General features: G+C 59.0%; 10 protein-coding genes. 9 read left to right on the forward strand and 1 reads right to left on the reverse strand.

Features of this window, described 5'->3' with window-relative positions:
* Positions 1-32 precede the first annotated feature (32 nt).
* The 3 genes from AC1DF8_RS13425 to AC1DF8_RS13435 all read left to right on the forward strand — a co-directional run bounded on the left by AC1DF8_RS13425 (position 33) and on the right by AC1DF8_RS13435 (position 2,943).
* Entirely contained in the window at positions 33-971 is a 939-nt protein-coding gene (locus AC1DF8_RS13425; protein WP_478153878.1) for a carbohydrate ABC transporter permease, read from the forward strand.
* Positions 972-1,050: 79 nt separating this feature from the next.
* On the forward strand, positions 1,051-1,848 hold the full coding sequence (locus AC1DF8_RS13430; RefSeq protein WP_112972453.1) for a carbohydrate ABC transporter permease: 798 nt from the start codon (positions 1,051-1,053) through the stop codon (positions 1,846-1,848).
* Between the two features lie 21 nt (positions 1,849-1,869).
* Positions 1,870-2,943 (forward strand): ABC transporter ATP-binding protein, encoded by a 1,074-nt coding sequence (locus tag AC1DF8_RS13435; protein WP_478153879.1) that lies wholly within the window; start codon positions 1,870-1,872, stop codon positions 2,941-2,943.
* Between the two features lie 104 nt (positions 2,944-3,047).
* Here AC1DF8_RS13435 and AC1DF8_RS13440 read toward each other — a convergent pair whose 3' ends face one another.
* A complete protein-coding gene (locus tag AC1DF8_RS13440) occupies positions 3,048-4,382 on the reverse strand; it encodes a dicarboxylate/amino acid:cation symporter (protein ID WP_018114806.1) in 1,335 nt (444 codons plus the stop codon).
* Between the two features lie 207 nt (positions 4,383-4,589).
* Between AC1DF8_RS13440 and AC1DF8_RS13445 the strand changes: the two genes are divergently transcribed.
* The 6 genes from AC1DF8_RS13445 (at position 4,590) to AC1DF8_RS13470 (ending at position 13,665) form a co-directional block, all read left to right on the forward strand.
* Entirely contained in the window at positions 4,590-6,467 is a 1,878-nt protein-coding gene (locus AC1DF8_RS13445; RefSeq protein WP_478153880.1) for a sensor histidine kinase, read from the forward strand.
* Positions 6,464-7,831 carry a sigma-54-dependent transcriptional regulator gene (locus AC1DF8_RS13450; RefSeq protein WP_478153881.1) on the forward strand — a complete coding sequence of 456 codons (1,368 nt, stop codon included), beginning with the start codon at positions 6,464-6,466 and terminating at the stop codon, positions 7,829-7,831. The genes AC1DF8_RS13445 and AC1DF8_RS13450 overlap by 4 nt, the downstream gene beginning before the upstream one ends.
* A 461-nt stretch (positions 7,832-8,292) precedes the next feature.
* Positions 8,293-10,236 carry a PrkA family serine protein kinase gene (locus AC1DF8_RS13455; RefSeq protein ID WP_112542442.1) on the forward strand — a complete coding sequence of 648 codons (1,944 nt, stop codon included), beginning with the start codon at positions 8,293-8,295 and terminating at the stop codon, positions 10,234-10,236.
* A 37-nt stretch (positions 10,237-10,273) separates the two neighbouring features.
* On the forward strand, positions 10,274-11,551 hold the full coding sequence (locus AC1DF8_RS13460) for a YeaH/YhbH family protein (RefSeq protein ID WP_029616414.1): 1,278 nt from the start codon (positions 10,274-10,276) through the stop codon (positions 11,549-11,551).
* Complete coding sequence (locus AC1DF8_RS13465; protein ID WP_018114801.1) at positions 11,548-13,113, forward strand: SpoVR family protein; 1,566 nt, start codon at positions 11,548-11,550, stop codon at positions 13,111-13,113. Before AC1DF8_RS13460 ends, AC1DF8_RS13465 begins: the two co-directional genes overlap by 4 nt.
* Before the next feature lie 120 nt (positions 13,114-13,233).
* A complete protein-coding gene (locus AC1DF8_RS13470; RefSeq protein WP_018114800.1) occupies positions 13,234-13,665 on the forward strand; it encodes a hypothetical protein in 432 nt (143 codons plus the stop codon).
* Positions 13,666-13,933 lie beyond the last annotated feature (268 nt).

Genomic DNA, 13,933 nt, shown 5'->3' on the forward strand with positions numbered 1-13,933 from the left:
TCGCGAATTCGCCCGAGGAGTCCTAGAGACCAATGAGTGATACTTTCATGTCAGCAGATGTGGCAGGGAGGAGCGCCAGAGCGGCGCCACGCCGGCACAAGCGTTCGCTGGCTCACAGCAAATGGCCGGTACTGATCCTTTTCCTGCCGCCCGCATTGATGCTTTTCACCCTACTCGTCATCGTGCCGATGGGCGAAGCCGCCTGGTATTCCTTCTACAACTGGAACGGCTACGGCAACCCGACGCAGTGGATCGGTTTCCGTAACTACCAGCTCATCTTTCGCAACGGTGCCTTCACCCAGGCGCTCGTTAATAATGGCCTGATCGTCCTCATCTCGCTCTGTGTGCAGATTCCGCTGGCGCTATGGCTTGCGACAATGGTTTCCAGCAAGATCAAGGGCGCGCTGTTCTTCCGGCTGATCTTCTTCCTGCCCTATGTTCTCGCCGACGTCGCCGCCGGTATGATCTGGCGCTTCGTCTATGATGGCGATTTCGGCCTCGTTGCGGGCATTTCGCACATGATCGGTGTCGAGCCGCCCTTCTGGCTGGCCGATCGCAACGTTGCCATGTATGCCATTCTCGGCGTTATCGTCTGGAAGTATTTCGGCTTTCACATGATGCTCTTCATTGCCGGCCTTCAGGCGATCGACAAAAGCGTGCTGGAAGCTGCCGATATCGATGGTGCGACCGGCTGGCAGAAATTCCGGCACGTAACCCTGCCGCTACTCGGCTCCACGGTTCGCCTCTCGGTCTTCTTCGGTGTCGTCGGCTCCCTGCAGCTCTTCGACATGATCATGCCGCTGACCGGCGGTGGTCCGTCGAACTCGACGCAGACCATGGTGACCTTCCTTTACAATTTCGGGGTGACCCGCATGCAGGTCGGTTTCGGCAGCGCCGTTGGTGTCGTGCTGTTCGTGATCTGCGTCACGCTCGCCTTCAGCTACAAGCGGATTTTCATGCGCAATGACTGATATCTCGACCGCACCACCCATCGATGCCGCTTCGGCAAACAGCGCTGGCCGCAAGGTCCGTACCGGCACGCAGATCTACATGTATGTCTCGCTGCTGATCGTTGCCGGCCTCGTCGTCATCCCGTTGATCAGCACCGCGCTCGGCGGCTTCAAGACACTGTCCGACCTTCGCGGCAATCCCTTCGGTCTGCCGACGGTATGGCAGTGGAGCAACTACATCGACATCATCGTCAGCCAGCGCTATTGGCTGCAGATGGGCAATTCGCTGCTGATCGCCCTGCTCACAGTCTTCCTGACGCTGACGCTGGGCGCCATGGCCGCCTTCTGCTTTGCCCATATCCGTTTCTTCGGCTCGACCTATCTGGTCAACTACTTCCTGATCGGGCTGATGTTCCCGGCGGCCACCGCGATCCTGCCGCTTTACATCCGCATCCGCGATCTCGGGCTTCTCAATACCTATTGGGGCGTGGTGCTGCCGCAGGTGGCCTTCGGGCTCGGCATGAGTATCATGCTCTTCCGCAATTATTTCAGGAACCTGCCGTCAGAGCTCTTCGATGCGGCTTTTGTCGATGGTTGCGGCTATATGCGCTTCTTCTGGCACATATCGCTGCCGCTCTCGCGCCCGATCATCGCCACCGTCGGCATCATCTCCTTCGTTGGCAGCTGGAACAGCTATATCGTGCCGCTGATCATGCTCAATTCCGAGAGCCTCTATCCCTGGCCGCTCGGCATCATGGTCTATAGAGGCGAGTTCGCCACCGATTGGCATCTCATCCTGGCGTTCATCACGCTGACCATCCTGCCGACCATCATCGTCTTTTTCCTCGCCCAGAAGCACATCATCGCCGGCCTGACAGCTGGTGCGGTGAAGTCCTGAGCCCGTATAGGAGACACGCACATGGCGTCCGTTGAACTCAAGAATATCCGCAAGGCCTATGGATCGCTCGATGTGATCCACAATATCTCGCTGTCGATCGAGGATGGGCAGTTCGTCGCCCTGGTCGGCCCGTCCGGCTGCGGCAAGTCCACGTTGCTGCGCATGATCGCCGGCCTTGAGGAAATCACCGACGGCGAGATCATGATCGATGACGCCGTCGTCAATGAGCTGACGCCGCGCGAGCGCAACATCGCCATGGTGTTCCAGTCCTATGCGCTCTATCCGCATATGACGGTCGCCGAAAACATGGGCTTCAATTTGAAACTATCAGGTCTTCCCAAGCCGCAGATTGAGCAGCGTGTGGCCGAGGCCGCCCGCATGCTCGATCTGACGAAACTGATGGATCGCAAGCCCGCACAGCTTTCCGGTGGCCAGCGCCAGCGAGTCGCCATGGGCCGCGCCATCGTGCGCAATCCGGCCGTCTTCCTGTTCGATGAGCCGCTCTCCAACCTCGATGCGAAGCTGCGCGTGCAGATGCGCTCGGAAATCAAGACGCTGCACCAGAAGGTCAACACGACCTCGATCTACGTCACGCACGACCAGATCGAAGCGATGACGCTTGCCGACCGCATCGTCGTCCTCAATCAGGGCAAGATCGAGYAGGAGGGCACGCCCCTCGAACTCTACAAGAAGCCGGCCAATCTCTTCGTCGCCGCCTTTATCGGTTCTCCGGCGATGAACCTCATCGAAGGCGTCGTCGAAGGTGAGGGTGGCGGGCCGGCCGCACGCCTTTCGGACGGGACTGCGATCCGGATCGCGCCTGACCGCAAGGTTCGCCCCGGCCAGGCAGTGACCGTCGGCCTTCGTCCTGAACATTTGACACCCGGCGGCAGGGACGGAAATGCGCTTGCCGGGCAGACATTGCTGGTCGAGCCGACGGGCGCCCAGACGCATGTCGTCTTCGATCTCGCCGGTCAGCCGGTCACCGCTGTTGTGGATGGGGATTATGCTGCCCGCTACGGTGCGCGTTTCGAAGCCAATATTTCCAGCGAGCAGGTCCATATTTTCGACCGGGGTACGGGTCTGGCGCTCTAAGTTTAAGAGATAGCGGGCAGGCTTTCGTTGGCCCGCCCGATCGATCTCAAATGAAATCCGCCGCCAATCGTCTGACTGGCGGCGGATTTTTCTTGTCTCGCTGTTTACTCGGCGGGCACTGCCACCGGGGCAAGCAGGTCGCTCTCATCGCGCAGATTGCCGGCCATCGCCGCAGCAAAACGGGTCTGGTCGAGTTCGTTTTCCCAGCGGGCAACGACGATGGTGGCAACCGCATTGCCGACGAGGTTGGTCAGCGCGCGGCATTCCGACATGAAGCGGTCGATGCCGAGGATGAGCGCCATGCCGGCGATCGGAACCGAGGGAACGACCGAGAGCGTGGCGGCAAGCGTGATGAAGCCGGCGCCGGTAATGCCGGCGGCACCCTTGGAACTGAGCATCGCCACGAGCAGCAGCAGGATCTGGTCGCCGAAGCTCAGATGCGTATCCGTCGCCTGGGCGATGAAGAGTGCCGCCAGCGTCATATAGATATTGGTGCCGTCGAGATTGAAGGAATAGCCGGTCGGAATGACGAGACCGACAACCGAGCGCTTGCAGCCGGCGCGTTCCATCTTGTTCATCAGACCGGGCAGCGCGGCTTCAGACGACGAGGTGCCGAGCACCAACAGCAGTTCTTCCTTGATATAGCGCAGCAGCGCCAGGATGGAGAAGCCGTTATAGCGGGCGACCGCGCCGAGTACGACCAGCACGAAGAGCAGCGAGGTCAGATAGAAGGTACCGATCAGGAAGGCGAGGTTGGCGATCGCGCCGATGCCATATTTACCGATCGTGAAGGCCATGGCGCCAAAGGCGCCGATCGGGGCGAACTTCATCAGGATCGCGACGAGGCGGAAGACCGGAGCTGTCAGAACCTGGAAGAAGTCGAGAACCGGCTTCCCGCGTTCGCCGACAGAGCCAAGCGCAATGCCGAAGACGACGGAGAAGAACAGCACCTGCAGGATGTCGCCTTTGGCGAAAGCGCCGACGATCGTGTCCGGGATGATGTTCATCAGGAAGCCGACGATTGTCGCGTCATGGGCCTGAGCGGCGTAGTTGTTGACGGCCTTCGTATCGAGCGTCGCCGGATCGATATGCATGCCGGCGCCTGGCTGCAGCACATTGGAAACGACAAGGCCGACGACGAGCGCCAGCGTCGAGAAGACAAGGAAGTAGCCAAGCGCCTTGCCGACCACGCGACCGAACTTCTTGAGATCGGCCATGCCGGCAATGCCGGTCGTGACCGTCAGGAAGATGACGGGCGCGATCACCATGCGCACGAGCTTGATGAACGCGTCTCCGAGCGGCTGCAGCGAAGCGCCGAGAGATGGGTAGAAGTGGCCGAGCAGAATGCCGGCCGCGATGGCGGCGAGAACCTGCACGTAGAGGTGCCGGTAAAAGGGAGTTTTGCCGCGATCTGCAGCGGCGTGCATTGCAATATCCATGGTGTCCTCCACTATGCCGGACGCCAATAGGGCGACGGCCAAGTCATGATGGTCAAACAGCCTCCCGACTGATGAGGACTTGTTTTGCAACGCGCGTGCCAGTTTCCTCTGATTTCCTAATTAATTGATATTGTTGAATGTCACTGGTTGATGCAGATGAGGTAGTGCGAGTTTTCGCACAAAGTGATTTGTTGATCGTGCGAAAACATGCACAATGCGGCCATGCTCCAGAGGACCGCAAACGAACGTTTCCTGACGCCTGAACAGCTTGGCCGGCGCTCCCGGTCGGTCTGGCTGGTCTTTGCGGCGCTCGCGGCCATTCTGATCGGCACGGCCCTTTACGGCGCCGGCGTCTATGGTCGACTGCAGGCAGTTGCGGCACTGGAGGATCAGGGGCAGACCGACGCCAATCTCAAGGTGGCGCTGCTGCGTGCCGTGCTGGAGGGACCGAGGGCTCTGCCGCTGCTCCTTGCGGATGACCAGCAGGTGCGAGACGCTCTGGCATCGGGGCAGGGAGAGGCCGTCATGGGGCTTGATCGCAAGCTTCAGAGCCTTGTCGCCGGCACCCGCGCTTCGGTTCTCTATGTAACCGGCAAGAATGGCATCGCGATCGCTTCCAGCAACTGGCAGGAGCCTCTGAGCTTTGTAGGCAACGACTATTCCTTCCGTGATTATTTTCGCCGCGCGATGGAAAATGGTACGGCAGAGCACTTCGCGCTGGGCAATGTCAGCAACCGGCCGGGGCTTTATATTTCCCGACGGGTCGGGGATGCTGCGGCTCCACTTGGCGTCGTCGTCGTCAAGATGGAGTTCGATCAGCTGGAATCCGACTGGCGCGATGCAGCCCGACCGGCCTATGTCATCGATGAGCACGGCGTCGTGCTTATCACCAGCTTGCCGTCATGGCGTTTTATGACGGCCAAGTCCCTGCTGCAGGAAAGCCTTGCGGCGATCAGGACGAGCTTACAATTCGGCGAGGCGCCGCTGCTGCCACTGCCGATCGACGAACGGCAGGAACTGAGGCCTGGAGCCGCAATCGTCCACGCCATCATGCCAGGCGCCGGGGAGGGCGAGTTCCTGCGATTGCGCACGGAGGTGCCGTCAACAACCTGGCAACTCGAATACCTGGTGCCGACCGAGGCGCCGATAGCCTCTTCCGTGCGCGAATGGCGGCTGCTGACATTGGCAGCCCTCATTCCCGTGCTCGCGATCATGACGTTTCTGCTGCGCCGCCGCCAGATCGTCGTCATGCGTATTGCGACCGAGCGCGCCGCGCGCGAGGAGCTGGAGCGTCGGGTGCTGGAGCGCACGCAGGATCTGAGCCGCGCCCGCGACCGCCTGCAGGAGGAGATAACGGACCATCGCGCCACCGAAGCAAGGCTGCAGGTGGTTCAACAGGAGCTGGTGCAGGCGAACCGTCTGGCGATCCTGGGGCAGGTTGCCGCCGGCGTGGCACATGAGATCAATCAGCCGGTCGCGACTATCCGTGCCTATGCCGACAATGCCCGCACCTTCCTCAAACGTCGGCAGCCGGATTCGGCCGACGACAATCTCGGTGCGATTGCCAGCCTGACGGAACGCATCGGTGCCATCACCGAGGAGTTGAAGGCTTTTGCCCGCAAGGGTCGCACCGCGGCGGAGCCGATAGAACTGCGCGCGGCCATCGAAGGCGCAGTCGTTCTGCTGCGGAGCCGTTTTGCTGGCCGGTTGGATGCGCTCGATATCAAGCTGCCCTCTGCCGATCTGAAAGTAAACGGCAATCGCATCCGGTTGGAGCAGGTGCTGATCAATCTCTTTCAGAACGCGCTGGAGGCGCTGGAGGGCCGCGAGGGCGCAAAGGTGGAGGTCTATTGCGAGGAGATGGGCAACCAGGTAGCGGTGAGCGTCATCGATAACGGCCCAGGCATATCTGCGGACATCCTCGGCTCGCTCTTTTCGCCTTTCAATACCTCCAAGGAAAAGGGCCTTGGTCTTGGCCTCGTCATCTCGAAGGATATCGTTGCCGATTATGGCGGCCGTATCGAGGTCGACAGCAACGAGAGCGGCACCCGCTTTACCGTCTATCTGCAGAAGGCACAGGCATGAGTGAAACTATCCCGGTCTTCCTTATCGATGACGACAAGGATCTCCTGAAGGCGACGAAGCAGACGCTGGAGCTTGCCGGCTTTTCGGTTTCGACCTTTTCCGCCGCCACGGAAGCTCTGAAGGATCTGAGCGCGGAGTTCTCGGGTGTCGTCGTTTCCGACATCCGCATGCCGCATATCGACGGATTGCAGCTCTTCGATCGAATCCGTCGCCTCGATGAAGACCTTCCCGTGATCCTGATCACAGGGCATGGCGATATCCCGATGGCCGTTAAGGCAATCCAGGATGGGGCCTATGACTTCATCACCAAGCCTTTTGCAGCCGACAGGCTGGTGCAAAGCGTGCACCGCGCCGCCGAAAAACGCCGGCTCGTGCTCGACAACCGGTCGCTGCGCGACGCGGCTGAACAGGCGCAGGGCGATCTGCCGCTGATTGGCCAGACGCCCGCCATGGAGCGCCTGCGACGAACGCTCCGGCAGATCGCCGACACCGATGTCGACGTCCTGGTGACTGGCGAAACCGGCAGCGGCAAGGAAGTGGTGGCAAGCCTGCTGCATCGCTGGAGCCGTCGTTCGAAGGGAAACTTCGTCGCGCTGAATTGCGGCGCCCTGCCTGAAACCGTGATCGAGAGCGAACTCTTCGGTCACGAAGCCGGGGCGTTCACGGGTGCCCAGAAGAAACGCATCGGCCGCATCGAACATTCGAGCGGTGGGACGTTGTTTCTCGATGAAATCGAAAGCATGCCGGCCCCCGCCCAGGTGCAGATGCTGCGCGTCCTGGAAATGCGCGAAGTCATGCCACTCGGCACCAACGAGGTGCGGCCGGTCGACCTGCGTGTCGTGGCTGCGGCCAAGGTTGATCTCGGCGATCCGCGCGAGCGCGGCGATTTCCGCGAGGATCTCTATTATCGGCTCAATGTCGTGACGATCAGCATCCCGCCGCTGCGCGACCGGCGCGACGACATCCCGCTCCTCTTCGCCCACTTCACCGAACGGGCCGCCACCCGCTTCAAGCGTCCGGTACCCGTCGCTTCGCCCGAACTGCACCGCCACCTGAAGAGCCATGACTGGCCGGGCAATGTGCGCGAACTCTCTCATTTCGCCGAACGCTTCGTCCTCGGTCTTGAAGCGGCGCCGGTAGAGCCGAGGCAAAACGGGGTTGAAAACAAAGATGCCCCCTTGCCTCTGCCGGCGAGGATGGACCGCTATGAGGCCGATATCATCCGCGAGACGCTGACCCGGAACGATGGCGACGTACGCCGGACGATCGAAACCCTCGGCATTCCACGCAAGACCTTTTACGACAAACTGCAGCGGCACGGCATCGAACGGGCTGCGTTCAGCTCGTCAAAGCCCGAAAGCTGACGCGTCGGTTACCGCAGAACAGGTCGCTGCACAGATTGCTATGTAACAACGAGCCGCAACCATAAAGACTGGGTTGAGGCCAATTCTCAACCACTGCTGGCTTTCTCGCGGAGTTCTTGAAGACAGCTGTCTCTTTTGGAAGGCGAGAAATTCTCGCTCCAGCGAATCAGGTGGCCTTTTGAGCGGCACCGACACATATTCGTGTCATCGGCGTGAAGGTGCGCGGCGTCCTCTTTTAAACCGCGCGCGAATAATACTCCCGGCACGGTCGCAAAGCTATAGAGGCTGTCAGATTTCGAGGATCAAATTGGCAAGTTACGCGCACTTTTTTGTGTAGCGATGCCGGAATGTCGGCCATGTCTTATTTCCGCCGAGGAGGACCTTGATCTTTCGAAACATTGGCGCACCATCTTACTTAGCGAAGGCGAAAATCGCTGAGGCAGACCTTTATAGGAGGGCCTATGCTGAACAACTCCCTATTTGATGCGTTCACCCGTAACTACGAGTCTCGGCGAGAGACGGATATGTCTATAGCAGACTATCTTGCCTTGTGTAAAAAAGATCCGATGGCCTACGCCAACGCGACCGAGCGGCTGCTTTCGGCAATTGGCGAACCCGAAATCATCGATACCGCCAAGGATTCGCGGCTCGGCCGGGTTTTCATGAACAGGACCATCCGAACCTATCCCGCCTTCGAAGGGTTTTTCGGCATGGAGGAGACGATCGAGCGGATCGTTTCCTTTTTCAGGCACGCGGCCCAAGGTCTGGAGGAGCGCAAGCAGATCCTTTACCTGCTCGGCCCGGTCGGTGGTGGTAAGTCTTCGCTTGCAGAGCGTCTGAAGCAACTGATGGAAGTCAACCCCATCTATGTTCTCAAAGCCGGTGACGAACTGAGCCCGGTCTTTGAAAGCCCCCTCAACCTTTTTGATCCCCTCGCCATGGGGCCGATGCTGCTCGAAGAATACGGCATCCCGACTCGTCGTCTCAGCGGTTTGATGAGCCCGTGGTGCCTGAAGCGGCTCGACGAATTCGATGGTGATATCTCCCGCTTCCGGGTCGTCAGGATTCAGCCCTCAAGGCTTCGACAGATCGCGATTGCAAAGACCGAGCCGGGTGACGAAAACAATCAGGATGTCTCGTCGCTGGTCGGCAAGGTCGATATTCGCAAGCTCGAGCACTATTCGCAAAACGATCCTGATGCCTACAGCTATTCCGGCGGTCTCAACCGCGCCAATCAGGGCGTGCTGGAATTCGTGGAAATGTTCAAGGCGCCGATCAAGATGCTGCATCCGCTGCTGACGGCGACGCAGGAAGGCAACTACATGGGCACCGAAAACATCGGTGCGATTCCCTTCTCTGGCATCATCCTTGCCCATTCGAACGAAGCGGAGTGGCAAACCTTCAAGGCCAACAAGAACAACGAGGCCTTCATCGACCGCATCTGCGTCATCAAGGTTCCGTATTGCCTCAGGGTGATTGAGGAACAGAAGATCTACGAAAAACTGATCGAAGGATCGGAGCTAGCCGATGCGGCATGTGCACCGGCGACATTGGAGATGCTGGCTCGTTTCTCCGTGCTGTCACGGCTTCGCAAGCATGAGAATTCCAATCTGTTCTCGAAAATGCGCTCCTATGACGGCGAAAGCCTCAAGGAAACCGATCCGCGTGCCAGAAGCGTGCAGGAATATCGGGATGCTGCCGGTGTCGATGAGGGCATGGACGGAATATCGACACGTTTCGCGTTCAAGGTTCTTGCGTCGACCTTCAACCACGACACGACGGATATCGGTGCCGACCCTGTGCATCTGATGTATGTTTTGGAACAGGCTATCCGCCGCGAGCAGTATGGCGAGGAGACGGAAAAGCGCTACATGGAATTCATCAAGGCCGAATTGGCACCGCGTTACGCGGAGTTCATCGGCAACGAGATCCAGAAGGCCTATCTGGAATCCTATTCCGATTACGGTCAGAACCTGTTCGACCGTTATGTCGATTACGCGGACGCCTGGATCGAGGATACCGATTTCAAGGACCCGGATACTGGTCAGCTGCTCGATCGCGAACTTCTGAACCAGGAGCTGACGAAGATCGAAAAACCGGCGGGCATCGCCAACCCCAAGGATTTCCGCAACGAGATCGTCAAGTTCTCCTTGAGGTCACGGGCTGCTAATGGCGGCAAGAACCCTTCCTGGACGAGCTATGAGAAGATCCGGGAAGTCATCGAGAAGCGTATGTTCTCGCAAGTCGAGGATTTGCTGCCGGTCATCTCCTTCGGATCGAAGAAGGATAGTGAGACCGAAAAGAAGCATAGCGAATTCGTCTCGCGCATGGTGGCGCGGGGCTACACGGAACGGCAGGTTCGCCGGCTGGTGGAATGGTACATGCGCGTCAAGCAGGCGAGTTAGGTAGGCCGTCGGAGCGAGTACCCAGGTAGGAGCAAACATGCACATCATAGACCGGCGGCTTAACCCGCGCGGTAAAAGTCTGGAAAATCGACAAAGGTTCCTACGGCGTGCCAAGGACGCCGTAGAGCAAGCGGTTAAACGGTCTTTGCAAAACCGCTCCATCCGCGATGTGCTTGATGGCGGTGAAGTCACTCTTCCAATCGGCGGCATGACCGAACCGGGTCTTCACCGGGGCGGTGGGGGAGTCCAGGATCGCATCCTTCCCGGCAATCAGAAATTCGTCGAGGGCGACTTCATAAAGCGTCCACCGGCATCGGGAGGCGGACGTTCGTCCGAGGCGGGAGAGGGCGACGGCGAAGACGGTTTCCGCTTCGTACTGACCCGAGAGGAATTCCTCAACATCTTCCTCGAAGACCTGGAACTGCCCGACCTTGCCAAGCGCCGGCTGAGCGAAACCGAGGAGGTGACACCGCAAAGGGCTGGTTTTTCTGTTTCCGGCTCTCCCTCCAACATTGCCGTCGGGCGTACGACACGTCTTGCCATGATGCGTCGCCTGGCGCTTCATCGCCCGAAGGCGGAGGAAATAGAGGCACTTCAGAAGCAGATCGACGAATGCGATGATGCGGAAGAACGCGTCGTACTCGAAGACAGGCTGAAGGCTTTGACGCTCAAGAGCAAGCGTATCCCCTATATCGACCCGCTCGACGTCCGCTACCGGCGTTTTGAGAATACGCCCAAGCCTGTCGTCAAAGCGGTGATGTTCTGCCTCATGGACGTTTCCGGTTCCATGAGCGAGCATATGAAGGATCTCGCCAAGCGCTTTTACCTGCTCCTCTACCTCTTCCTGTCGCAGCGTTACGAGAAGGTGGAGATCGTTTTCATCCGTCATACGGAAAAGGCAGAGGAAGTCGATGAGGAGACTTTCTTTTATAGCCCGGCGACAGGCGGCACGCTGGTTTCCAGTGCGCTGGCGGTGATGCGCTCGATCGTTGCCGCACGCTTCGATCCGACGGAGTGGAACATCTATGCGGCGCAGGCCTCCGATGGCGACAACTCTTATTCCGACGGTGCTCTGACGGGCCAACTGCTGCAGCAGGAAATCCTGCCGGTCTGCCAGTACTTCGCCTATATCGAAGTCGGTGAGGAAGATGGAGATTCCTCGACGTCGAGGTCACCGCTCTGGGCGCTCTATCAGGAAATCCGCTCTGCTGCACTGCCTCTTGCCATGCGCAAGGTCTGCCGCAAGAACGAGATATTCCCTGTTTTCCACGACCTGTTTCAAAAAAAGGCTGCCACGGCAGGGGCTACGCCATGAAAATCAGCACGCGGCACAAGGAAAAGCTCCTTTTCGAAGGCGCTGACTGGGATTTTCCGACTCTGCAGCGCATTCATGATGCCTGTGAGGATATCGCGCTTGGGGAACTGGGGCTCGATGTCTACCCGAACCAGATCGAGGTCATCACATCCGAGCAGATGCTCGATGCCTATTCCTCGACGGGCATGCCACTCTTCTATCGCCACTGGTCCTTCGGCAAGCATTTTGCCCATCACGAGGCCTTCTACCGCCGCGGCATGCGCGACCTCGCCTATGAAATCGTTATCAACAGTTCGCCCTGCATCTCCTATCTCATGGAAGAGAATACGGCGACCATGCAGACATTGGTCATAGCGCACGCTGCCTTCGGCCATAACCACTTCTTCAAGAACAATTATCTGTTCAAGCTCTGGACCGATGCCGAGGGCATTCTCGACTATCTCGATTTCGCCAAGAGCTACATCTCCCGTTGCGAAGAACGATACGGAGAAGCGGCCGTCGAACGCACGCTCGATGCCGCACATGCGCTGATGTCGCACGGGGTGCACCGCTACGCCGGCAAGACCCAGGTGGACCTCAGGCAGGAGGAAAAGCGGCTGCAGGAGCGCCGCGCTCACGAGGAAAAGATCTTCAACGATCTCTGGCGCACCGTGCCGACCGGTAACAAACGCAACAAGTCAGATCGCGATCTCGAGCGCCGGCGTGCCGCGCTTGGCTTGCCGCAGGACAATATCCTTTATTTCCTCGAAAAATCTGCGCCTCGGCTCCATTCCTGGCAGCGCGAGATTTTGCGCATCGTTCGCCATGTCGCCCAGTATTTCCACCCTCAGCGCCAGACCAAGGTGATGAACGAGGGTACAGCCACCTACGTCCACTACAATATCATGCAGCGCCTGCACGAGCGCGGTCAGATCAGCGACGGCAACTATTTCGAGTTTCTGAAATCGCACACCAATGTCGTGTTCCAGCCGCTGTATGATGATCGGCGGTTCTCGGGCTTCAATCCCTATGCGCTCGGTTTTGCGATGATGCAGGATATCGAGCGTATCGTGACGGAGCCGACCGGCGAAGACCGCGACTGGTTCCCGGATATTGCCGGGCGGGGCGACCCGATGGCGGTCCTGCGCGATATCTGGGCCAATTATCGCGACGAGAGCTTCGTCAGCCAGTTCCTGAGCCCAAGCCTCATGCGGCGGTGGCGCATGTTCCACCTCCACGACGATCCGGAGATTCAGGAAGGCATCCTGGTTTCCGCGATCCATGATGAGCGCGGTTATCGGCGTATTCGCCGGCAACTCTCCCGCGACTACGATATCGGTCATACCGACCCGGCGATTGAGATCGTCGACGTCGATCTTGCCGGCGACCGCAGATTGCTGTTGCAGCACCGAGCAACCAATGACGAGTTCCTGGAAGAGGAAGATCTGAAGCTCGTCCTGCAGCACCTTGCCGATCTCTGGAGCTATGACGTTCTGCTGGAAGAACTCGACAGCAAGGAGAGTATCGTCCGGAAGCACATCGCCCATCCTCGGACCTTTTCGAGACAAAGCGAATTCGCGTGAATGCGTGGGGGTAGACTTCTCAAGAGATCGGATTCTTCAAACGTGATTGGACAGGCAGCGTAGTTGGGATCAACGTTCTGAATGGGGGCGTGCAGTCTATTTTCCAAATAGGAGGCCGCCATGGAACAATACGCAGTCGATCAGCTGAAGGCTATAGCCAGGGTCAGCCGTACCACGCCACAATTGTCTCGGGCAGAGCGGTTGGGCCGGTGGGCGGAGCTCCTGGAAGACGATCCTGCGCGTTCGCTCGTTACCCTTCGGGAAACCGAATATCTCCCCCATGACCAGCGGATAATGATGCGGATCACCGGGTCTCCCATATCCGTAGCCTATGCCGATCCGGTTCTGCGTGCCGCCGGTCTAGAGGGCGATACCTATGGGGATGCTCAGAGCTTCTTTGATCTTAACGATCGCCAATTGCATGGGCTCGTCTGCTCCTGCCATTTTGGAGCACGGGTCGACGCTGGTATCGTCGCCCGCCATCTCAGAGCCGCCTCCATACCGGGCGTGAAGGGCATTCTGGCGCGCATGCGGCTGATGTTTACGCGATAGGGACTGCCTATCGGCAACCAACGATCAGAAACCTGGCGGCAGCCGACCGGGGATGGAGTGCGGCACCTGGGGGCCGCGCTTCATCGCGGGCGGGCTACAAGCTGAACGCACCACCGGGTGGACAAATCCAAACCTCTTTCCGGCAGCCTGAATAAAAATGCACGACGTCGAGGCGCCACGCACGCGATGTATACGCCGTTAATGGCTTGACGCAGTGAAATTCCAAAATCCGAGGGAGGGTTTGCGAGCATATCTCGCATGCAAAATC

The sequence above is a fragment of the Rhizobium sp. 05N49 genome, from assembly GCF_056396805.1.